Genomic DNA, 23149 nt, shown 5'->3' on the forward strand with positions numbered 1-23149 from the left:
CCGCGCTGCAGGAACACGTCCGGCGCGGAGTTCGAGTTCAGCGCGGTCTGCAGCTTCCCGTCGAAGTCCTCGTTCTGCACGTACTGGATCTTGATCGTCACGTTCGGGTGCAGCGCGTGGTAAGCCGCCGCGGCGGTCTTCCAGTACTCCGCGCCCGGCCCGGGCGAAGCGTTCTCCCACAAGGTCACCGTGACCTTGGCGTCGGACGACCCGCCGCTGCCGCTGCCGCCGTCGTCGTCGCTGCCACCGGCACAGCCGGTCGCAGCGAGGGCGAGGCCCAGGCCGATCGCGACAGCCGTCGCGCCGCGCGTCTTCCTCATCATCGTGGAACTCCCTGATCTTTTCGTTGCTGAAGCAATCGGAGCGAGGGGTCATACGTGCGCGGCGGCCCGTCGGCCGGAGGCGCACTGTATGCAGACGGTCGCAGGGTGCCGGGGCACCGGCGGTAGGGAGTGAGCGCTCACACGCGGTTGTTCCCCCCCGTGACTCGTGATCAGGGGCGAAAATTTTCGGGCTTCTTGCGATCGTTTCGGGCACATTAGGTCAGCCATCGGAGCACGTCAATACATCTCACACAAAGAGCCGACGACCCCCACAGAAGCCCTCCGGCCCGGCAAGATGGCGTACGCGAGACGCGGCGTGACAGCGTGTGCGAAAACTTTCGCGTGTGGCGACTTATGTTTCGGCAGCGTTCGGTCGGGCCACCGGGCGGCTCGCGGGAGCCCGCTCAGAGGGCGGAGGAGAGGGGCTGCTCGGTCCAGATGACCTTCCCCCCGGAGGTGTGGCGGGTGCCCCAGCGGTCGGTGAACTGCGAGATCAGGAAGAGGCCGCGGCCGCCCTCGTCGGTGGTGCGCGCGTGGCGCAGGTGCGGGGAGGTGCTGCTGGCGTCAGACACCTCGCAGATCAGCGAGGTGCCGCGGAGGAGGCGCAGCCCGATCGGGCCGGAGGCGTGGCGGATGGCGTTGGTGACCAGCTCGCTGGTGACCAGTTCCGTGGTGTAGGCCATGTCGTCGAGATGCCAGTCGTCCAGTTGCGCGGCGACTTTCTCGCGGGCCTGCGCGACGGCGGCCGGATCGGCGGGGATGTCCCAGGAGGCGCACCGATCGGCGCCCAGGACGCGGGTCCGGGCCAGCAGCAGGGTCGCGTCGTCGACGGGCCGGGCGGGGAGCAGCGCGTCCACGGTCTGCCGGCACAGGTCGTCGAGGGACGCCGCAGGCCGGCCCAGCACCTGGCGGAGCCGTTCCCGCCGGGCCTCCGCGTTGCCGCGCGGGGACTGGAGGGCGAGCAGGCCCGCGGTGTGGAGGACGATGACGCTGCCCTCCGCGAGCTCCAGCCCCGCGCACTCGAACGGCAGTCCGCCGACACCCAGCGCGGGCCCCAGCGGCATGTCGGGGAAGTCGACCGTGCCGTCCGGGCCGACCACCGCGGGCGGCGGGTGGCCGGCGCCGGCCATGACGCACTGCCTGGTCACGGGGTCGTAGACCGCGTACAGGCAGGTGGCCCCCGACGTGTCGGCGCGTCCCTCGCGGGCGTCCCGGCCGACCGAGTCGTCGAGGCGGGCCAGCAGTTCCTCGGGGGAGAGGTCGAGGTCGGCGAGCGCCTGCACGGTGGTGCGCAGCCGACCCATGGCGGCCGCCGCGTCGATCCCGTGGCCGACGACGTCGCCGACGACCAGGCCGACGCGGGCCCCGGACAGCGGGATGACGTCGAACCAGTTCCCGCCGACGTCGGTGAGCTTCTCGGCCGGGCGGTAGTGGGAGGCGACCTCCACGGCCTGCTGCTGCGGCATGCCGCCCGGCAGCAGGTTGCGCTGGAGCGTCAGGGCCGCGTTGCGCTCGCGGGTGTAGCGGCGGGCGTTGTCGACGGACACCGCGGCCCGGTCGACGAGCTCCACCGCGAGCCGCAGGTCGTCGTCGCCGAACGGCTCGTCGCGGCGGGCCCGGAAGAAGCAGGCGATGCCGAGCGTGGCGCCCCGGGCGCGTACCGGTACCACCATGCCGGTGTGCAGCCCGAGGTCGGCGAAGCACGCTCCGCCGTCGCCCGCGAGGTCCGCGACCCACGCGGGGGCGTCCGGGTCCAGCCGCGCCTCCCGCCAGGACATCCCGCCGGTCAGGCTCTGCAGGGGCGGCGACCCGGGCCGGTAGGCGGCCGCGGCGCCGGTCGGGGCGGACCGCGGGGCGAGCCCGGCGTCCACCGAGCGGTGCCCGACACGCCGCAGCGCGGCGGCGTCGGCCTCGGCGAGCCTGCCGGAGGTGGTCTCGCCGCCCCGGGTCACGGCGTCCAGCAGGTCGACGGTGACGAGGTCGGCCAGCTCGGGCACGGCGACGTCGGCCAGTTCCTGCGCGGTCCGCGAGGCGTCGAGGGTGCGGCCGATGTACCGGCCCGCGCGGTCCAGCAGGGCCAGGCGCAGCCGGGCCCGGTGCCGGGGGGTGACGTCGGTGGCCGTCCAGAGCACGCCCTGGGGGTGGCCCGCGCCGTCGTCGAGGCGGACGAAGGAGAGCGAGAGGGCCCGCGGGCGCGCCGGGTCCGCGCGGCTGCTGCCGACGTGCTCGTAGCCGGTCAGCGGTACGCCGGTCTCCAGCACCTGGCGCATCCTCGCTTCGAGGTTGCGGGCGTCCGGACCTGGCTGGATCTCGCCGGGCCGCCGACCGAGCTGCTCCCCCGCCGGGCCGTCGCCCAGCTCCGCCATCGCGGCGTTCAGCCAGGTGCACCGCAGGTCGAGGTCCGTGACGGCCAGGCCCACCGGGGCGTGCGCGACGAGGCGGTCCGGCGCCGGAGGCCCCGGACCCGGTCCGGGCTCGTTCTCAGCGTCACGCGCCATGGCGACCCCTTCGTCCGCGTAAGGTCCATTTTCACCACGTTCCCTTCCGTGGGCAATGGAGGGGAATTCGTGCGGTATGTTCCGTTACGGGATCCGCCGACCGATCTCACGGAGGGCGACCGAACATCACATGGCTCTGATCACGCGCCGCGCCCTGATCGCCTGGGCGGCCGCCGTACTGGCCGCGGCCGGGCTCACCGGCTGCGCGGCGCGGTCGGCGTCCCCCGCGCACACGCTCACCTACTGGGCGAGCAACCAGGCGCCGAGCCCGGAGCTGGACCGGAAGGTGCTGCGGCCCGAGCTGGACAAGTTCCAGCGGCGGACCGGACTGCACGTGGCGCTGGAGGTCGTCCCGTGGGCGGACCTCCTCAACCGCATCCTCGCCGCCGCCGTCTCGGGGCACGGCCCCGACGTGGTCAACATCGGCAACACCTGGTCCGCCTCGCTGCAGGCCACCGAGGCCCTGGTCCCCTTCGACCGGGCCACGCTCGCGGCGGTGGGCGGCAGCGGCCACTTCCTGGCCACGTCCATGGCCTCCACCGGCGCCCCGGGCAAGCCGCCCGCCGCCGTACCGCTGTACGGGCAGGCGTACGGGCTCTACTACAACAAGCGGCTCCTGGCCGGGGCCGGCCTGCGGCCCCCGGCCACCTGGGAGGAGCTGGTCGCCGACGGCCGCCGGCTCACCGACGCCCGCCGCGGGCGCTACGGGCTCTCGGTGGTCGGGGCGAGCTACACCGAGGGCTCGCACTTCGCCTTCATCTTCGGCAGGCAGCACGGGGCGGACCCCTTCGTGCACGGCAAGCCGCGGTTCGACAGCCCCGGGATGGTGGCCGGCGTCCGGCAGTACACCGACCTGGTCGCACGGGACCGGATCGTCAACCCCTCCAGCGTGGAGTTCGCCACCGACACACCGTTCGTCGCCGACTTCACCTCCGGCAAGGCCGCGATGATCATGGCCCAGTCGAATGCGGACAGCGCCATCCGGGCCAACGGTATGAAGCCCGAGGATTACGGCGTCGAGCCGATCCCGCTGCCCGACCCCCTGCCCCGCGGCGGGCAGCGCATCAACAGCCACGTGGCGGGGACCAACATCGCCGTGCTCACCGGCACCGGCGACCGCGACGGGTCGCTGAGCCTGGTCAGGTTCCTGACCTCGGCGCCCGAGCAGCGCATCCTCAACAAGGCGTTCGGCACGCTCCCGGTCACCACCGACGACTACTCCGACCCCGCGTTCAACACCCCTGCCGCCAGGACCTTCAGGTACGTGCTCGCGCACACGTCGGCCCCCATGCCGATGGTCCCGGACGAGGCGCAGTTCGAGACGCTGGTGGGCAACGCGGTCGCGGCGCTGCTCGCGGACGCCGGCTCCGGCGGGGCGGTCGGCCAGGCGCAGGTGAAGGCGAAGCTGTCCGAGGCCCAGAGCCAGATGGAGGGCCTCGGATGAGGCCCGCCCCGCGCGCCCGGCGTGCCCGGTTGCAGGCGGCCGTACCGTACCTCTTCCTCCTGCCGGCGCTGCTGCTGGAGCTGCTCGTCCACGTGGTGCCGATGGCGGCCGGCATCGGCATGAGCCTGCTGCGGCTGACCCAGTTCCACATCCGCGACTGGACCACGGCGCCCTTCGTCGACCTGGCCCACTACCGCCTCGCCCTGGACTTCCACGGCCCGGTCGGCGCCGCCCTGCTGCGGTCCCTGGGCAGGACGCTGCTCTACACGCTGGTCGTGGTGGCCGGATCGTGGTGCGTCGGCTTCGCCGCGGCGGTCCTCGCGCACGACGCCCGCCGCGGCCGCGGGGCGATCCGGGCGCTGTTCCTGGTCCCGTACGCGCTGCCGGTGTACGCCGCCGTCATCACCTGGTCGTTCATGCTGCAGCGGGACACCGGCGCAGTGAACGCCGTCCTCGTCGACGGCCTGCACCTCACCGGCAGCCGGCCGTTCTGGCTCATCGGCGACCACGCGTTCTGGTCCGTGTCGGCCGTCGCGATCTGGCGGACCTGGCCGTTCGTCTTCCTCGTCGTCACGGCCGGGCTGCAGCCCGTCCCCCGCGAGCTGTACGAGGCCGCCGCGCTGGACGGCGCGGGGATGCTCCAGCAGATCCGGTCGGTCACGCTGCCGTGGCTCGCGCCGGTCAACGGGGTGCTGCTCGTCGTGCTGGCGCTGTGGACCTTCAACGACTTCACGACGCCGTTCACCCTCTTCGGCGCCGCGCCGCCGCGGTCGGCCGACCTGCTGCCGGTGCACATCTACCAGGCGTCCTTCATCACCTTCAACTTCGGTCTGGGATCGGCGATGTCCGTCCTCGTCATGCTCTTCCTGGCGGCCGTCGCGGCCCTGGGCGCTCTCGCCCTGCTCGCCGCCCGGCACGTACGCGGCGCCCGCCGGCCGCAGGCGGGGCGCGGGCAGCCGTCGTGATCACTCCCCCGTGGTTCCGCTGGGTGCGGCGCGCCGGGCTCGCGGTGCTCGCGGCGGCGGTGCTCCTCCCGCTGTACGTGATGGCCGTCTCGTCGGTGAAGCCGCTGGGCGACGTCGAGGGGCCCTTCACCTGGTGGCCCTCGCACCTCACGCTGCGGCCGTACGCCGACATGTGGCGCACGGTGCCGCTGGCGGACTACTTCGTCAACAGCCTCGTGGTGTCGGTCTGCGCCGCGGCGGCCTCGGTGGTGGTCGCGCTCTTCGCGGCGTACGGGGTCAGCCGCTACCGCTTCGCCGGGCGCCGCACCTTCCTCGGGACGATGCTCTTCACCCAGATCCTGCCGGGCATCCTCTTCCTGCTGCCGCTCTACCTGATCTACATCAACATCTACCGCCGCTTCGGGCTGCAGCTCTTCGCCACCCGCACCGGGCTGGTCGTCACCTACCTCACCTTCTCGCTGCCCTTCGCCGTGTGGCTGCTCGCCGGCTACCTGGACTCGATCCCCCGGGAGCTGGACGAGGCCGCGATGGTCGACGGGGCGGGGCCGCTCGGGGTGCTGCTGCGCGTGATCGTCCCGGTGGCGGCGCCGGGGCTCGCGACGGTGAGCGTCTACACCTTCATGACCGCCTGGGGAGAGGTCCTCTTCGCGTCCGTGCTGACCGACGACCACACCCGTACGCTCGCCGTGGGCCTGCGGGCGTACGCGGGCCAGTCCGACGTCTTCTGGAACCAGGTCATGGCCGCGTCCCTGCTGGTCAGCGCCCCGGTGGTGATCGGTTTCCTGGCGCTCCAGCGCTTCCTGGCGCAGGGGCTCACGGCGGGCGCGGTCCAGTGACCGCCTCGCGGGGCGCGGGCCGGGTGGATTCAGGCGGAGGCCCGGCGCACCAGCTCCGTGCCGAGGACGACCTCGCGGCGCGCCCGGTCCGGTTCGGCCATCTCGTCCAGCAGCAGGCGGGCCATGGCGCGGCCCAGCTCCTCGGTGGGCTGCCGGATGCTGGTCAGCGGCGGGTCGGCGCCGCGGGCCACATCCGAGTCGTCCCAGCCGACGAGCGCCACGTCGTCCGGTACGGCCCGGCCGGCCTCGCGCAGCACGCGCAGCGCCCCCGCCGCCATCACGTCGGAGGCCGCGAAGACGCCCTCCACGTCCGGCCTGCGGCGCAGCAGCGCGGTCATCGCGGCGGCGCCGGACTCCTCGCTGAAGTCGCCCGCCTCCACCAGCTCCTCGTCGGCGGCGAAACCGGCCTCCTCCAGGGCACGCCGGTAGCCCTCCAGCCGGGCCTGGGCGCCCTGCTGGTCCAGATCCCCGGTGATGGTGGCGACGATGTGGCACCCGCGGGAGAGCAGCAGGTCGACAGCGTTGTGGGCGCCCCCGATGTTCTCCGCGTACACGCAGCTGAGCGTCTCGCCGTTCGAGCGGCGCCCGCCGAGGACCGCCGGGATGCCCAGCCGCTCGAACACCGACGGAAGTGGGTCGTGGGCCTGCACGGACAGCAGCAGGGCCCCGTCCACCGGGCGCTCCTCGAGGTGGCGGGCGAGCCGGGTCCGCTCGCGTTCCGTGCGCACCACGACCAGCGCCACCTGGAGGTCGGTGGCCGACAGCTCCTCGACCGCGCCCTCGATGATCGCGGCGAAGTAGGGCTCGGAGAACAGCCGCGTGTACGACTCGGGCGCGACCAGGGCGACCGCACCGGTCCGGTCCATAACCATCCGTCCTCGGGGACTTCCCGTCCGCTTCTCGTGCGTTTCCTGCCGTTCCTGTCCATTGTGTCCGCCCCTGCCCATTCTGACCCCTCCGGCCGCTCGGGGCGGCTCGAAGCGGCCCGGCGGCGGCGAACGGCGGAGGCGAACGGCGGAGGCGACGGGCGCAGGGGCGGGGCTCAGGGGACGAGCTGGGAGAGGGAGGTGGGGAGCTGGGTGCGGCGGCGTATGCCGAGTTTGCGGTAGGCGCGGGTGAGGTGCTGCTCGACCGTACTGACGGTGATGAAGAGCTTGCGGGCGATCTGCTCGTTCGTGGAACCCCGGGCGGCGAGGGCCGCCACGCGCCACTCCGCCGAGCTCAGCCGGCGGGCGGCCGGGCCGGGGTCGTCGGCGGGGCGGGGCTCCGCCTTCTCCCGGGCCGCCCCCGCGGTCGGCGGCTCCGGCAGCGGGGCCGCCGAGCACCGCTCGACGAGGGCGCGCGCCTTGTGCGCGTGCCGGCAGGCCTGCACCGACTGGCCCAGCGACTCGTAGGCGCGGCCCAGGTCGGCGAGGGTGTAGGCGAGGTTGAGCGAGTCGCCGCAGCGGTCGAGGATGTTCGCCGCCTTCAGCAGCACCGGGGGCCGCTCGTCCGGCCGCAGGGTGGCCGCCACGGTGCGGTAGGTGAGGCTGCGGGCCCGCGCGTGGCCCAGCGGGAAGAGCGACATGCGCTCGGTGAGGAGTTCCCTGGCCTGGGCGACGCGGCCCATGTGGAGGTACGCGCGGGCGGCGTTGGTGCGCCACGGCACGGCCGAGGGGCAGTCGGCCTCCCAGAGCTTCATCAGGTGGCCGGCCGCCAGGAAGTCCTGGAGGGCGGCGTCGTAGCGGCCGCGCGCGAGGTGGAAGTTGCCGCGCGCGTCGAGGTAGACGACTCCGCCGAGGGTGCCGAAGGCCGCGCTGGGGACGGGGATGTCGAGGTAGCTCTCGGCCTCCGTGAGGTTGCCCATGGCCGTGGTGGTGAGGATGAGCTGCGACAGCGGGATGACGATGGCCGCGCCCCAGCTCTCCCGCGGCATGAGCGTGAGCGCCGCCCGAGCCTGCCGGTTGGCGTTCGCGAGGTCGCCGAGGCGGTAGTGGATCTCCGCGCGCGCGGAGGTGAACAGCGCGTTCCAGACCAGCCCGTACGTCCCCCGCAGCGAGGCGCGCAGCGCGTCGCACCACACCGACGCCTTGTCGAGGTTGTCGGAGTAGATGAGGACCATGAGCGCGGCCAGCGACGACGCCGGGCTGACCGCCCCGGCCAGGGCCTCGCGCAGCACCAGCTCGGCGGCCGGCACGGCACCTTCCTCCCCGGCGCTGCGCAGCACCGCGCCGAACGCGGCGGCGGCCCGGTGCTCGGCGGTGCCGGGGCGGGTGGCGGCCCGGGCCTTCTCGCCGCCGGTCGCGGTGGGCGCGATGCCGGGGTAGGTGAGCGGCAGCCAGCGGCGGATCTGCTCGGCGTACGGCAGCGCGTCCTTGCCCGCCGACGTGCAGGTGCCGTCGGCGAAGCGGGCCATGACGCGCGTAGCCTGCTCGACCTGACCGTTCCACAGCAGGCTGCGGACGACCGGCACCGCCTGCCGTACCGACAGCTCGCCCTCCTCCGCGGCGGCCACCAGCTCGGGCAGATAGCTCTTGACGGCCGCCGGGTCGTAGCGCCACAGCACGTCGGTGAGCCGGGCGGCGGTGTCGATGCGCTCCCGGCTGTCCACACACTCCCGGTGGGCGCGCTCCAGGTAGCCGATGGCCTGCTCGTGCCCGCCGCCGGCGAGCGCCTGCTCGGCGGCGTCGCACAGCACCTGCCGTGCCCACGGGACCGCGTCGTCGATGCGCATCAGGTGCTCGGCCGTCACGAGGGCGGGGGCGCCCTCCTGGTAGAGCAGCCGGGCGGCGCGGCCGCGCAGCTCGTGCCGCTCCTTGGCGGGCAGGCTGCCGAGCACCACCTCCCGGATGCAGGGCTGCCCGAGCAGGTCGTGGTCCAGCAGCCCGCCGACCCCCGGGGAGGCGACGACGCACTCGACGGAGCCCGGGTCCATGCCGCACAGCCGCGCGACGGCGGAGGCGGAGCGGAATTCCCCGAGCGCGGCGATGGCCTGGGCGATCTGCAGCACGACGGGCTCGGCCCGGTACAGGCAGCTCAGCACGGCGCGCCCGAAGGCGCCGCCGGCCGCGGGCGGCGAGGTGTCCGGATCGGCGCCGCGGGCGGCGCACTCCTCGGCGAGCGCGTGCACCAGCAGCGGGCGGCCGCCGCACAGCGCCGCGGTGTCGGCCGCGACGCGGCCCGCGGTCTCCAGGTCGCAGTATTCCTCCAGCACCGCCGCGACGCCGGTGACCGACAGCGGCTCCAGTTCCAGCTGGGTGCAGTTGGGCATCCGCAGCACCTCGGCCTGGAGGATGCGCTGGACGGTGTCGCGGCCCGTGCCGGGGCAGTAGGCGAGGGCGACGGTCAGCGGCGCGCCGCCCATCCGGCGCATGAGCGCCAGCAGGTACTGGAGCGACTCGACGTCCATGAAGTGCGCGTCGTCGATGCACACCACGAGCGGCGAGCTGTCCGTCAGGTACTGGAAGGCGCCGTGCAGCAGGCCGAGGATCGGCGGGGAGATCTCCCGGTGGCGGTGCGCCCCCGCCTGGCCGACGCTCTCCACCAGCCCGCGCACCTCCAGGTCGGCACCGCTCAGGTGCGGCCGGTAGCCGCGCAGGAGCTGGTCGATGACGCCGAGCGGCTGGTAGCGCTCGAAGCTGGACGCGGTGGCCTTCAGGACGGTGGCACCCGCGGAGTCGGCGTCACGTGCGAAGGAGTCCAGCAGTGCGGTCTTTCCCTGCGCGAGCGGGCCGCCGATGGCGACCATCTGACATCGGCCCGCCGAGCATTCGCTGTAGATCTGGGCGAGGGTCTTCTCTTCCTCGTCCCGTTCGACCAGTTTCTCCATGACAACTCACCATCTCGCATTCAGGGGCAGCGCCGATTCAGCGCGGACGAACGGTCGAGTACGGGCTCTCGGAAGCACTTCCGCTCCCCGCGGACGATGCCGTCGGCGGGTCGGCCGGGTGCGCCGCGGCCGGGTACCGGCGCTCGATCACAGTGATGAGCGGCGCGGTCATGAAGGTCGTGATCAGGGCCATGAGGACCAGGACGGTGAACAGCCGGGTGTCGATGATCCCGGCGTTCAGGCCCACGTTGAGGGCGATCAGCTCGGTCAGGCCGCGGGTGTTGACGAGCGCGCCGATCATGGCGGACTGCCGGGTGTCGAGGCCGCCGAGCCGCGCCATCGCGTAGCCCGCGCCGACCTTGCCGCCGATCCCGCACACCAGCACCACTCCGAGCAGGGCCAGCCCGGCGCCGCCCAGGTCGCCGATGTTCATGGTCAGCCCGGTGACGACGAAGAAGAGCGGCAGCAGCAGCCCGCCGGTCTGCTCCATCGCGCGCAGCAGGCCCTTGTCCGGCGCGCCCTTCGGTTTGGGCATGACCATCCCGGCGACGAAGGCGCCGAAGATGGGGTGCAGTCCCAGCGACGCGGTGGCCCAGGCGCCCGCCGCCGCGAGTACGAGCGCGACCGGGGCCTTGTCCGACAGGACCGAACCCGGGCGCAGCAGTGTCCAGTTGAGCAGGGGGCGGACCACCGCAACCGCCGCCGCGACGAAGCCGGCGAGCAGCAGGATGGTCTCGGGTAACGGGCGGTCACCGGCCACGTCGGTACCGACGACGGCGGCGGCGAGAACCAGCCAGGCGACCACGTCCATGAATCCCGCGGCCGATGTCGCGATGTCGCCCACGGTGGTGCCGGCGATGCCGCGTTCCCGGACGATCGACGCGAGCACCGGGAGCGCGGTGATCGAGGTCGCCACGCCGAAGAAGAGGACGAAGGAGCGGCCTTCGGTGTGCGCGCCGTGCAGGGTGCCGAGCCCGTCCATGGTCAGGGCGATCGTGGTGCCGATGGCCAGCGGGACGGCGATCGCGCCGACCGCGATGAAGGTCACGGGTCTTCGGTGCCGGCGCACCGACCGCAGATCGATCTCGTAGCCGACGCCGAACATGAAGATCACCACGGCGATCTGGGCGATGAGGGAGATGAAGGGCACGGCCGCGTGCGAGAAGAGACGTTCCGTCAGGTTGCCCGGGAGCCGGCCGAGGACGCTCGGTCCGAGGATGACACCCGCGGTGATCTGGCCGACGACGGTGGGCTGTCCGATCCTGCGCGCGAGGGCGCCGAGCAGGCTGGACGTACCGAGGACGAGGGCGATGTCGCCGAGGACGTCGGCGGTCAGCGCATCCGTGTTCATTACCATCCCTTGCTCGGCGGAACGACATGGGGAAGCGGGACTTTCAGATCCAGCGCGCATCCTTGGCGATTCGCAGGGCGTCGATACGGTTGCGTGCGTCGAGTTTCGTCACGAGTGACGAGAGGTAATTGCGCACGGTGCCTTCGGAGAGATGAAGCCGTGAGGCTATTTCCACGGTCGTGTCGCCCTGGGAGAGGCGCTCCAGGACGGAAAGCTGACGGGAGGTCAGAGGGCAGCCCTCGTTGGCGAGCGCGGCGACTGTCAAATCCGCGTCAAAAACGCGTTCACCCTGGTGGATCCGGTGCAGGGCCTCGAAGAACCAGCTGGGCGGTACGCGCCGCTGGAGCATGCCGTCGACCCCGCCGGAGAAGGCCTGGCGGACGATCGACCGGGTAAAGCTCTCGGCCAGCAGCAGGGTCCGGCATTCCGGTAGCGACCCTATCTTCTCGGCGACTCTTATCACGCTGCCGTCGGCGCCGTCGAATCCTATGATGGCAACGTCCGGACGATGCGTCTCGGCGAATTCCACCGCTTCCGAATCACCGCCGACCGATCCGGCGACGACAATGTCGGCACGCTTTTCCAGTAATGCGCCGAGCGCACTCCGGGACAGCAGTAATTCATCTGACAACATCACTCTGATGCTCATCGATGCTCCCCTGGAATGAGAAACGACTCGCCGGTTGTCAAGAACAGGTCCAGCCGAGTTTCGGCCGTACTTCAGTCCGGGAGCGGCCCGTCCGACACCGCGCCGGTTCGGGCGAGCCATGAGCCGAGAGCACCCGTACCGGCGGTCCCGAAGGCTCCGGCACCCGTGACACCGGGCTCGGAGCGGGGGACCCGCCGAGGGTCTGTTCCACCGGTGCGGCCGACGGGTCCGAAAAGGACCACGCCAACTCCTCGGCGGCGGAACCGTACCGTACGACAGATGTCGTGGGTGATCAAGAAACGCACCGTGCTCCCCCGTTTTGAGCGACGTGTGACTTCATGGAAGATAGTCAGTCGGCCAGATCCAAGTCAACAGGTTTCGGCCAAAGGTTCGGTACACCCTTGAACAATCTGGGGCCGCCCCGCGGGCATGTGACAGACATGCCCCGGACACAGGTTCGGGCATTAACCGAAATTCCGGTATTGGGCGCCGCTGCAAATGCGACAGGAATTGCTTCAATGGATTTTAGCGCGACCGGCCGACGTTCGGTCTGCGCTCGGCCGGCACGGACGGTGATGCACGGACGGCGAGTTCGCGCATCGTAGCGCTCCACGGCGCCGGTGGACACACAAAAGAGCGGGCCGGGACACGTTTCCGTGTCCCGGCCCGCTTCTCGGGCAGAATCCTGGTGCCTTCCCCCCGGCGGTTACGACCGGGTGGTCACCGGCTTACCTTCCAGCGGCTCTTCGGCGGCATTCTTTTCCGCCGGTGCGGCGACCGGCAGAGCGAGAGCGGCGACCGCGGCGAGAAGCATGCAGCCGGCGATCACCAGGAATGCGACCCGGTAGCCCTGGACGAGCGCGTGGGCGTGGCTGCCGCCGGCGTGCGACGTGACGCTGGAGGTGACGGTCACCAGGACGGCCAGGCCCAGCGCGCCGCCGATCTGCCGGGAGGTGTTGAGCAGCCCCGAGGCGGCGCCGGCGTTGTGCGGGGGGACGCCGGTGGTGCCGCTGACGGTGACGGCGAGCAGCATGATGCTGATACCGAAGCCGCCGACCATGTTCGGGCCGAGCACGTGCGAGACGTACGCGGCATGCGTCGGGATGGTCGCGAGCCAGGCGGTGCCCGCGGTGGCGAACAGGCCGCCGGCGATCAGCATCGTGCGCGGGCCCAGGACCGGGGTCAGCGACCGGGAGACCAGGCCGCCGGCGATGAAGACCACCGTGACCGGCAGCATCGCCATTCCGGTGCGCAGCGCGCTGTAGCCGATGACCTGCTGGAGGTAGAGCGACAGGAAGAACATCAGCGCGGTCAGCGTCACGCCCACCGCGAACATGAACACGTTCGCCACCCGCAGTGTCCGCATGCGGACGAGGTCCAGCGGGATGAGCGGGCGGGCGCTCCGGCTCTCGACGGCCAGGAAGGCCACCACGAGGACCGCTGCGGCGACGAGCGACGCCACCACCTCCGGGGAGCCCCAGCCCTTGCTGGAAGCCTCGGAGAGGCCGTAGGAGAGCGCTCCGATGCCGAGGGTGACGCACAGCGCGCCGGGCAGGTCGAGCCGGGTCTCGCGGGAGCCGGCGGCGGGCAGCAGGAACATCACGCCGGCGGCGGTCAGCGCGATGCCGGGCGGGACGTTGACGAACAGCACCCAGCGCCAGTTGATCTCGGCGGTGAGCACGCCGCCGAGGACCACGCCGAACAGGCCGGCGACGCCGCTCATCATGCTCCACAGTGCGAGCGCCTTCTCGCGCTCGTGCTCGTCGGTGTGGCTGGCGGTGATCAGGCTCAGGCTCGCGGGGGTCAGCGCGGCGGCGCCGGTGCCCTGGGCGATGCGGGCGGCGATCAGCACGCCGCCGTTCCCGGCGAGGCCGCCGACCAGGCTGGCGGCGGTGAAGACCACCGCGCCGAAGAGGAAGACCCGCTTGTGCCCGTAGAGGTCGCCGGCCCGCGCGGCCATCAGCAGGAAGCCGCCCAGGGTGATCAGGTAGCCGCTGACGATCCACTGCTGCTGGCTGTTCGACAGGTCGAGACCGGACTTCATGTCGGGCAGCGCGACGGTGACGATGGTGGAGTCCAGCACCACCATGAACAGCGCCAGGCAGGACATGGCCACAACAACACCGAGCGGCAGGTTCGGCTTGAGAACCGCGGGTGGTGCGGGTGGTGTTCGGGTCTCGGGCATGAGGTCTCCTCAAAGCAACCACGAGCGAACGACCGTTCACGTGAACAGCGTTTACGTGAACGTTGTTCACGCTACGATACGGGGCAGGGGATGTCAATCAGAGGGATCAGAGGGAGTAGCGGATGGCACTGCGCGAAGCCGACGTCGTCGACGGGGCCCTGCGCTTCATCGATTCCGAGGGCCTTGACCAGCTCACGATGCGCAAGCTCGGTGCGGCGCTGAACGTGCAGGGCGGGGCCCTCTACCGGCACTTCCCGAACAAGGAGGCGCTGCTGGACGCCATGGCGGACAAGATCGTGGAGGGCATCGGCGACCCGCTGCCGGACGCCCCCTGGCCGGAGCAGATCCGGATCCTGGGCGGGCGGCTGCGCGCGGCGCTGCTCAGCCGCCGCGACGGGGCCCGGGTGGTGGCCGGCACGTTCGCGCCCGGCGCCAACACCATCATCGGCTCCGACACGTCGGTGCAGGTGCTCTGCCGGGCCGGGCTGCCGCCCGCGCAGGCGGGCTGGGTCAGCTTCTCGCTCTTCTACTACGTGCTCGGCCACGCCATCGAGGAGCAGGCCCAGCTGCGGCTGCCGCGCGACCACGACTGGCGGGACCGCAACGAGCGGCTCAAGGTCGAGGTGTCGCCGCAGTTCGCGGCCGCGCTCGACTCGCTGACCGGAGCGGATCCGGCCGAGCGTTTCGACTACGGCCTGAACGTCTTCATCGAGGGGCTGGTCCGGCTCCAGGGCGAGCCCACCTGACCGGCCGCCCCGCCCGTCAGCCGGCGTCGCCCCGGGGCGGTCCACCGCCGTCACCCCCCGCGCCCGGCTCGCCCTGCCCGCCGCTTCCGCCGCTCCCCGCGCCGCCGCCGCCATCCGGGCCCAGCAGCGCCTCCAGCTCGCCGATGACCCGGCGGGCGCACGCGGCGGCCGCCGGCACCATGGCCTGCATCAGGAAGTAGCCGTGGACGAGTCCGTCGCCCGGTTCGTGGCGTACGGGCACTCCCGCGGCGCGCAGCCGCGCCGCCAGTTCCACCCCCTCGTCGCGCAGCGGGTCGAACTCCGCGGTGGCGACGACCGCGGGCGCCAGACCCCGCAGGTCCGCCTTCAGCAGGTCGACGGCAGGGTCGGCGCGCAGCCGCGGGTCGGGGACGTACTGCTCGTAGTTCCAGGCCATGTCCTCGACGCTGAGCAGGTAGCCCTTGGCGCACTCGCCGGCCGAGGCGAGGATCAGGCTCGGGTCCACCGGCGGGTAGACCAGCAGCTGCGCGGCGAGGCGGAGTTCCGGCGCGTGCAGGCCGACCCCCAGGGCGAGGCTGGCGCCGGCGCTGTCGCCGGCGAGGACGTGCCGGGCACCGGGGTAGGTCCTGGCGGTCCAGCGGGCGGCGGCGACGGCGTCGTGCAGCGCCGCGGGGTAGGGGGACTCGGGCGCCAGCCGGTAGTCGGCGGCGACCACGACGGCGCCCAGCGAGGCCGCGAGGTCCCGGCAGACCCAGTCGTGGCTGTCGAGGTCGCCCAGCACCCACCCCCCGCCGTGCAGGAAGGTGACCACCCGCCGCCCGGCGTCCCGCGGGGTGTGGACCCGCAGCCGCAGCCGCGTCCCGTCGGGGCCGTCGACGAGCAGGTCCTCCGACTCCACGGCCGGGGCGCCGGTGCCCTCGTGCCGGCGGACCGCGTTGTCCCGGTAGCGCTCGCGGGCCTGCCCGATCGTCAGGTCGCGGTCGGCGGCCGGCGGGCCCTCCGCGCTCTGCCAGGCGATCAGGTGCCGGAGCAGACGGTCCAGAGGCATCGCAACTCTCCTACATGCGTACGCGTTCGGCGTGGCTGAGTACGGGCGCGGCACCGCCGCCCCGGGGGCCGGGGCGGCGGTGCCTGGTGGTTCTGCCGCGGGCGGTCAGCCCGCCGTGGCGGTGGCCCCGACGGTGCCCGCGGTCTGCGCCAGGTCGGCGAGCAGGTCGTCCAGGACCTCCGGGAAGTGGTGCCGGATGTAGAAGTGGTCGCCCGGGTAGCGGTGCAGCGTGAAGGCCTCCGGGCCGGACGCCCAGTCCTGCCACCCCGTCATGTCCTTGGGGTCGGCGATGGCGTCGTCGTCGCCCGCGAACGCGGCGACCGCGCACCGCAGCGGGACGGGCGGCTGGATGCCGAGCCCGGTGTAGAGCCGGGCGTCGGCGCGGATCAGCGAGATGAACGAGTCCACGGTCGCCTGGTCGTGCTCCAGCTGCCCGGGGAGGGCCTCGCCGCCGAGCATCAGGTACGCGGTGACGGGATCGGTGAGCAGCTTCTCCGCGGTGCTGGTCCAGTACGGGTGGTTGGGCGCCGAGATCCCCGAGGGGCACAGCAGCGCGGGGCCGCGGTTGGCACGCTCCAGGGCACGGGCGACCTCGAAGGCGTAGCGGCCGCCCGCGGAGTGCCCGAAGAGCGCGGTGGGGCGGTTGCCGCAGAGCCCGGCGATCGCGTGGGCGGTCTGCCGGACCAGCCGCGGCAGGTCGGTGATGGGCAGTTCGGCGGTGCGGGCCTCGCGGCCCGGCGGCTGGACGGCGAGGATCTCGACGCCGGTCGCGTCGGCCCAGGGCGCGTAGAAGTTGGGACCCCCGCCGGGGTGCGGCAGGCCGATGATGCACACCGGCGCGTCCGGGTCGGAGACGATGGGAACGATCCAGTCGTTCACGAGTGCTGCTCCTTGGCGTGGCTGACCCCGGCGGCGGACATGGCGCGGGTGGCCAGGTCGCGGATGCCTTGGCTGGCAAGGATCTCCAGGGTGGGGATGTCGAGGTCGAGCTGGCGGCGCAGGGTGACGCCCAGCTCGGTCGCCAGGATCGAGTCGAGTCCCAGGCGGTTGAGCGGTACGGAGGGCGAGAGGCGTTCCGGCTCGGTGCGCAGGATGGTCGCGATGACGCCGGTGAGCGCCTGGGTGGCCAGCTCCTCCGCCTCGGCCTCGCCGCTCGCGAGCAGCTGCTCGCGCAGGCTCGCGCCGCTGCGGTCGGCCGGCCCCGACGCCGAGGTGACGAGCGGGGAGAAGCGGGCCGCGGAGGCGGCCGGGAACATCAGCCCGGCCCGCTCCCAGTCGACGCGCGCGATCACCGCGCTGTGCGGCGCGTCGCCGGTCAGGAGGCGGCCCAGGCAGTCGAGGGCCTCGGACGGCGGGATCGGCTCGAGGCCGAGCCGGGTCATGGAGTCGGACAGGTTGTCGCGGACGACGACGCCGGTGCCCGCGATGGCGCCCCAGCCGACGGCCAGCGCCGCCTTGCCGCGGTCGCGGCGCTGCCTGGCCAGGGTCTCCAGGCCCAGGTTGCCGGCCGCGTAGGAGGCCTGGAGCCGGTTGCCGAGCAGCGCGGAGATGGAGGAGTAGAGGACGAAGTGGTCGAGGTCGATGTCGCTCGTCAGCTCGTCGAGGATGCGGGCGCCGGCCAGCTTCGGGGCGAGGACGAACGTGTAGCGCTCGCCGGTCAGGTCCTCCAGCGGGCCGTCGTCGTAGCCGGCGGCGCAGTGGAAGACGCCGCGCAGACCGCCCGGGGCGCAGGTCCTGGCGTGGTCGACGACCCGGGTCATCGCGGCCCGGTCGGTGACGTCGGCGGCCATGAAACCGATGCCCTCGCGGTCCGGCAGCTCGGCGGGCTCGCGGCGGCCGGTGACGATGACCCGCCCGGCGCCGTGGTCGACGAGCCAGCGCGCGGTGGCGGCGCCGAAGCCCGCCGTGCCGCCGGTGACGAGGTAGGCGCCGTCGGGGTCGAAGGAGACGCGCTGGGCGGCGATGCCGGTGGTGTCGATGACGAGCTTGCCGATGTGCTCGGACCGCTTGAGCCGGTTGAAGGCGTCGTCCAGGGCGGCGGACGGGTAGACGGTGTGCGGCAGCGGCTCGATCTCGCCCTCGGCGGCGAGCCGGGAGATGTCCCGCATGACGGCCCCGGCGCGGTCCGGGCGGCGGTCGATGAGCTGGGCCAGGTCGACGGCGAAGTAGGACAGCGTGTTGAGGAACGGGCGCAGCCGCAGCCCCGCGTCCCCGTACAGGTCGCGCTTGCCCAGCTCGACGAAGCGGCCGTCGGGCGCGAGCAGTTCGAGGCAGGACACGGCGGCCGTGCCGGTCAGGGAGTTGAGGACGATGTCCACGCCCCGGCCGCCGGTCAGCTCCCGCACCTGGTCGGGGAATTCGGCGGAGCGCGAGTCGAGGGTGCGCCAGGCGCCGCGCTCCGTCAGCAGCTGCCGCTTCTCCGGTGTGCTCGCGAGGGCGATGACGCGTACCCCGGCCAGCCGCGCCAGGTTGAGCGCGGCCAGGCCGACGCCGCCGGCTGCGCCGGGCAGCAGCAGGATCTCGCCCTCGGCCATCCCGGCCAGGACGTTGAGGCTGTAGTGGGCGGTCGCGTAGACCAGCGGCAGGGTGGCGGCCTGCTGGAAGTCCATGCCGTCGGGTACGGGGACGGTGACGGCGGCCTCGGCCAGGACGTGGCTGGCCAGCGAGCCGCAGCCGACCGCCATGACGGCCTGGCCGACCTCCAGGCCGGTGACGCCCGGGCCGGTCCTCGCGACGACGCCGGCGCACTCCTGGCCGATCAGCGGACCGGCGTTGACGCCCGCGCGCCAGTCCGCCTGCATCGGCTCGATGGGCATCAGGCCGGTGGCCAGCATGACGTCCTTGTAGTTCAGCGCGGCCGCCTTGACCTCGATGACGACCTGGCCGGGGCCGGGCTCGGGCATCGGTATGGCGGCGGGCCCGAACTGCGGGGTGAGCGCGATCGTCCGCACCTGGAGGGCCGTCGCCCGGTCCGCGGACCCGCCGCGGCGGGCGGTGTTCCCCGCGGTCGACGCCGGTACGGGGGCGACGCGCGGCACGCGCACCTCGTCCGCGAGGACGGCGAACTCGTCCTCCTGACCGGTGTCGCCCGCGAGCAGCTCGGCGACGCGCCCGGCCAGCGCCGGGTCGACGGCGGGCTCGACGGCGATCCGGCGGGTGGTGATGCCGGGGACCTCGTTGGTGATCGTGCGCGCGGTGCCCCAGGCGGAGGAGGCCGCGGCGCTGCCGGCGCCGTCCGTGCCGGGGTGCGCCATGGCGCCGCAGGGGCCGGTGACCAGCCAGACCGCCAGCCGGGCGTCGGGGGTGCCGGCCAGGCGCTCCTGCCAGGCGAGGGTCAGGTCGCGCAGGATCTGCCCGGCGTCCGCGGCGGCCGCGACCGGGTCGTCGCCGCCGTCGGAGAGCACGAGCGCCACGGCGGCCTCGCCCTCGGCCTCGGCGGCCTGCTGGACCGCCTCCGCCCAGCGTGCGGTGTCCCCGGGGGCGACGGCGGCCGGGGCCGCGGCGCCGAGGGGGCCGGCGAGGGCCTGTGCGAAGGGCAGGCCGCCCTCGTCCGCCAGCAGCGTCCAGGCCACCTCGGCCGCGGCGGTCTCCGCGACGTCCGGGGTGCCCTCCTGGGCGCCGTCCGAGGTGCCGGTCTCCGGCGCGAAGGTCTCGGAGAAGGCCGACCAGATGCCCAGCGCGGGCTGCGGGCGGCCCTCGATGAGCCGCAGCCGCATGTCCTTGATGGTGACGGCGACGGTGCCGTCCGGCGCGGCCAGCGTGACGTCCCAGACGGCTTCGCGGCCGGTCTCGGAGTGCGCGACGACGTGGATGACGCCCTGCGTCGGCGGCCGGGTCCAGGCGGTGAGCGCGCCGAACTCGACGGGCATGAAGAGCATCGAGCCGTCGCGCAGCGAGGAGTTGAGCGGGCCGCCCGCGTGCAGCGCGACGTCGAGCAGCACGGGGTGGGCGATGTAGCGGCTGGTGGGGCCGGTCATCTCGGCGGCGGGGGCGGGGGGCATCGTGTAGTCGGCGAGCAGTTCGCCCCTGCCGGCCTCGTCGCAGCGGAACCAGGCGCCGGTCACGGCCCGGAAGCCGGGGCCGTAGACGGTGCCCGCGCGGTCGCTGATGCCGTAGAACTCGTCGTGGTCGAGCGTCATCTCACCGTCGAGGCGGGTGCGGATCGCGGTGACGTCGAGCGCCTCGGGGGCGGCTCCGGTGACGGCGCGCAGCCGGCCGCGGGCGTGCTGCTGCCACGGCTGGGGGGCGCCGCCGAGGCGGTCCCGGCGCGAGGCGATCGTGATCATGTCACCCGCAACGGCGGTGCTGAGGTGCACCTGCGCCGGGTCGCCGGGGGCGGGCATGGTGAGGCCGGACGTCACGGCGAGGTCGGTCACCTGGATCGCGTGGTCGCGGATCGCCGCGGGGCCGGCGGTCAGGGCCATCTCGGCGAAGGCCGCGCCGGGCATGACGATCGAGCCCGCGACCGAGTGCTCGCTCAGCCACGGCACCCGGGAGACCTCGACCGTGCCCTCCCACTGCGGTTCCGCGACGGGCACGCGCTCGCCGAGCAGCGGGTGGACGAGCTTGCCGTCGCCGGGGCCGTGCCCCCACCAGGAGGGCTCGCCGACCCACAGCCGCTCGCGCTGCCACGGGTAGGCGGGCAGGTCCGCGACGCGGCCGGGCGCGTCGAACCAGGTCCGCAGCTCGACCGCGCCGCCGGCCGCGAGGACCGCCGCGGCGTTCGCGTCGAGGTCCGGCTTCTGGTTGCGGCGCAGCGTCTCGGTCGCGGTGAAGGAGGGGCTGTCCGGGGCCTGGGAGATCCGGCGCAGGTAGGTGGCGAGGACGGGGTGCGGGCCGATCTCGACGAGCACCCCGGCGCCGGCCTCGGCCATCGCCCCGACGGCCTCGGCCATCAGGACGGGCTCGCGGATGTTGCGCCACCAGTAGTCGGCGTCCATCGTGCCGCCGTCCGCGACGGCGGAGCCGGTCACGGTGGAGTACATCGGCAGGCCCGGGTCGCCGGTGGGCAGGTCCTTCAGCTCGTCGAGGATCTGGGCCCGGATCGGGTCCATCTTGGCGCTGTGGAAGGCGTAGTCGAGCGGCAGCACGCGGAAGAACACGCCGCGGTCGGCGAGCGTCCTGCCGATCTCCTCCAGCGCCTCGCGGTCGCCCGAAAGGGTCACGTCGGTGGGCGAGTTGACGGCGCTGACCTCCACCTCGGCCCCGCTCGACGCGATCAGCTCGGCGGCGTCCTCGGCGCTGACGGCGGCGGCCGCCATCGCGCCGGTGCCGGCGGTGCGGCCCTGCGCGGCGCTGCGGATCGCCACCACCTTGCAGGCCGCCGCCATGTCGAGGATGCCCGCGGCGTAGGCCGCGGCGATCTCCCCGACGCTGTGCCCGGTGACCATCGACGGGGTGACGCCCCGCTCCCGCAGGCTCGCCACCAGCCCCACCTGGACGGCGAACAGCAGCGGCTGCGCGACCTCGGTACGGGCCAGGTCGTACTCGCCGTCGGCGAGCGCGGCGGACACCGACCAGCCGAGCAGCGGCGTCAGATGGGCGTCGGCCTCCTGGACGGCGGCGCTGAAGGCGGGGTCCGACCCGGCGCCCTCGCCCATCAGCGCCGAGCCCATGCCGGCCCACTGGGAGCCGTTGCCGGCGAACACGAACCCGACGGGGGTGCCCGCCGCGGCGGCCGACTCGCAGCGGGCCGCGGCCTCCGGCAGCGTCCCGGCGGAGATGCTGTAGAGGTCCTGGGCGGCGCCGGCCGCGTCCCCGGCGAAGACCACGGCGGTGTGCTCGTAGCGCTGCCGGCGCAGGACCGAGGTGTAGGCGGCGTCGTAGAAGTCGCCCGGGGTGTCCTCCAGGTACTCGGCCATCGCCCAGGCGGCCTCGTTGAGCGCCTCCGGGGTGCGGGCGGAGACCAGCACCGGCAGCCGCCGGTCCTCGGCGTGGGAGGGGCCTTGCGCGGGGGCGTCGGCGGACTCGCCGGCCTTCGCGGGGACGTCGGTCGGCTCGACGAGGACGACGTGGGCGTTCGCGCCGCCGATGCCGAAGGAGTTGATGCCCGCCGCCGCGCGGCCCTTGCCCCGGCTGATCGGGATCTCCACGTCGGTGGGCAGCAGGCCGAGCCCGTCGAAGTCGATGGCGGAGTTGCGCGGCTGGACGTGCAGGGACGGGGGGATGCGGCCGCTGCGCAGCACGACCATGGCCTTGAGCAGGCCGGCCATGCCGGAGGCGCACTCCAGGTGCCCGATGTTGGTCTTGACCGAGCCGATCGGGAGCGGGCGGTCCGCGGGACGGTGCACGCCGAGCGCGGCGCCGAGCGCGGTGCACTCCACCGGGTCGCCGACCGGGGTGCCCGTGCCGTGGCATTCGAGGTAGACGAGCTCGTCGGGGCTGACGCCGGACTCCGCGTACACCTCTTCCAGCAGGGCCTGCTGGGTGACCGGGGAGGGCTGGCTCATCACGTTGACCGAGCGGCCGTCGGTGTTGGTGCCGGAGCCCGCGATGACGGCGAGGACCCGGTCGCCGTCGGCGATCGCGTCGTCCAGCCGCTTGAGCAGCACCACGCCGGCGCCCTCGCCGCGGACGAAGCCGTCGGCGAGCTCGGAGAAGGCGTGGCAGCGGCCGGTGGGCGACAGCACGGACGCCTCGGCGAAGCCCAGGTAGTCGACGGGGTTGAGCAGCAGGCCGACACCGGCGGCGATCGCGGTCTGCACCTTGCCGGACGTCACCGCCTGGGCGGCCTGGTGCAGGGCGACCAGCGCGGAGGAGCACGCGGTGTCGATCGAGTACGACGGGCCCCGCCAGTCCAGCAGGAAGGACAGCCGGTTGGAGGCGTTGCAGGTCAGCGTGCCCTGCAGCGAGTGGGCGTCGACCGCTTCGGGCCGCGCGGAGACCAGCTCCCAGTAGCCGCGGGTGGAGGTGCCGACGTAGACGCCGCCCTCCTGGCCCTCCAGCTTCGCCGGGTCGATGCCGGCGTGGTGGAAGGCCTCGACCGTCAGTTCCAGCAGCAGCCGCTGCTGGGGGTCCATCTGGGCCGCCTCGCGCGGCGAGATGCCGAAGAAGCCGGGGTCGAAGCCGGTGACGTCCTGCAGGAAGCCGCCGGCGGCGGTGTAGCTCAGGCCCGGCCGGTGGTCGCCCGGGGCCGTCCACAGCGCCGGGTCGAACCGGTCCGGCGGCACCTCCGTCACCAGGTCGAGCCCGGCGAACAGCGCCGACTCCAGCTGGTCCAGGTTGTTGATGCCGCCCGGTAGCCGACAGCCCACTCCCACGATCGCCGCGGAGTTCCCAAGACCGCCCACGAGTCTCTCCTCACTTCGAGTGAGCACG

14 protein-coding genes are annotated in these 23149 nt (G+C 73.3%); 4 read left to right on the plus strand and 10 right to left on the minus strand.

Translation table 11 applies throughout. The features are described 5' to 3' along the window. Positions 1–323: extracellular solute-binding protein (locus IH54_RS0129645; RefSeq protein ID WP_031522722.1), on the minus strand; the 323-nt coding region annotated here is incomplete at its 3' end. Between the two features lie 404 nt (positions 324–727). After that, entirely contained in the window at positions 728–2821 is a 2094-nt protein-coding gene (locus tag IH54_RS0129650; RefSeq protein WP_052398012.1) for a SpoIIE family protein phosphatase, read from the minus strand. Positions 2822–2951: 130 nt separating this feature from the next. Here IH54_RS0129650 and IH54_RS0129655 point away from each other — a divergent pair, with 130 nt between their 5' ends. From IH54_RS0129655 to IH54_RS0129665, 3 genes are read left to right on the plus strand one after another with little or no spacing between them, the layout of a single operon-like run. Beyond that, positions 2952–4265, plus strand: coding sequence for an ABC transporter substrate-binding protein (locus IH54_RS0129655; protein ID WP_031522726.1), 1314 nt, complete (start codon positions 2952–2954; stop codon positions 4263–4265). After that, positions 4262–5230, plus strand: coding sequence for a carbohydrate ABC transporter permease (locus IH54_RS0129660; RefSeq protein ID WP_052398013.1), 969 nt, complete (start codon positions 4262–4264; stop codon positions 5228–5230). Before IH54_RS0129655 ends, IH54_RS0129660 begins: the two co-directional genes overlap by 4 nt. After that, a complete protein-coding gene (locus tag IH54_RS0129665) occupies positions 5227–6066 on the plus strand; it encodes a carbohydrate ABC transporter permease (RefSeq protein WP_031522727.1) in 840 nt (279 codons plus the stop codon). Before IH54_RS0129660 ends, IH54_RS0129665 begins: the two co-directional genes overlap by 4 nt. 29 nt (positions 6067–6095) lie before the next feature. On the opposite strand, the gene IH54_RS0129670 is transcribed toward IH54_RS0129665, so the two are convergent. The 5 genes from IH54_RS0129670 to IH54_RS0129690 all read right to left on the minus strand — a co-directional run bounded on the left by IH54_RS0129670 (position 6096) and on the right by IH54_RS0129690 (position 14059). Further along, positions 6096–6932: a LacI family DNA-binding transcriptional regulator gene (locus IH54_RS0129670; RefSeq protein ID WP_052398014.1), complete on the minus strand. Its 837-nt coding sequence runs from the start codon at positions 6930–6932 to the stop codon at positions 6096–6098. A 176-nt stretch (positions 6933–7108) separates the two neighbouring features. Further along, complete coding sequence (locus IH54_RS0129675; protein ID WP_031522730.1) at positions 7109–9874, minus strand: AAA family ATPase; 2766 nt, start codon at positions 9872–9874, stop codon at positions 7109–7111. Between the two features lie 37 nt (positions 9875–9911). Continuing rightward, complete coding sequence (locus IH54_RS0129680; protein ID WP_052398015.1) at positions 9912–11225, minus strand: cation:proton antiporter; 1314 nt, start codon at positions 11223–11225, stop codon at positions 9912–9914. Positions 11226–11268: 43 nt separating this feature from the next. Further along, on the minus strand, positions 11269–11874 hold the full coding sequence (locus IH54_RS0129685; RefSeq protein ID WP_031522734.1) for a response regulator transcription factor: 606 nt from the start codon (positions 11872–11874) through the stop codon (positions 11269–11271). A gap of 706 nt (positions 11875–12580) precedes the next feature. Next, positions 12581–14059, minus strand: coding sequence for an MFS transporter (locus IH54_RS0129690; protein WP_078862629.1), 1479 nt, complete (start codon positions 14057–14059; stop codon positions 12581–12583). Positions 14060–14181: 122 nt separating this feature from the next. Between IH54_RS0129690 and IH54_RS0129695 the strand changes: the two genes are divergently transcribed. Continuing rightward, the gene (locus IH54_RS0129695) at positions 14182–14805 is read left to right on the plus strand and encodes a TetR/AcrR family transcriptional regulator C-terminal domain-containing protein (protein WP_031522736.1); all 624 of its coding nucleotides are present in this window, start codon (positions 14182–14184) and stop codon (positions 14803–14805) included. 16 nt (positions 14806–14821) lie between these two features. Here the strand turns inward: IH54_RS0129695 and IH54_RS40385 are convergent, their stop codons facing one another. The 3 genes from IH54_RS40385 to IH54_RS42010 all read right to left on the minus strand — a co-directional run bounded on the left by IH54_RS40385 (position 14822) and on the right by IH54_RS42010 (position 23121). After that, on the minus strand, positions 14822–15832 hold the full coding sequence (locus IH54_RS40385) for an alpha/beta hydrolase (protein WP_052398017.1): 1011 nt from the start codon (positions 15830–15832) through the stop codon (positions 14822–14824). Between the two features lie 105 nt (positions 15833–15937). Then, the gene (locus IH54_RS0129705; RefSeq protein WP_031522739.1) at positions 15938–16711 is read right to left on the minus strand and encodes a thioesterase II family protein; all 774 of its coding nucleotides are present in this window, start codon (positions 16709–16711) and stop codon (positions 15938–15940) included. Then, positions 16708–23121: a type I polyketide synthase gene (locus IH54_RS42010; protein WP_052398018.1), complete on the minus strand. Its 6414-nt coding sequence runs from the start codon at positions 23119–23121 to the stop codon at positions 16708–16710. Before IH54_RS42010 ends, IH54_RS0129705 begins: the two co-directional genes overlap by 4 nt. Positions 23122–23149 lie beyond the last annotated feature (28 nt).

Source organism: Streptomyces sp. NRRL F-5123 (genome assembly GCF_000721495.1).
GTDB lineage: Bacteria > Actinomycetota > Actinomycetes > Streptomycetales > Streptomycetaceae > Actinacidiphila.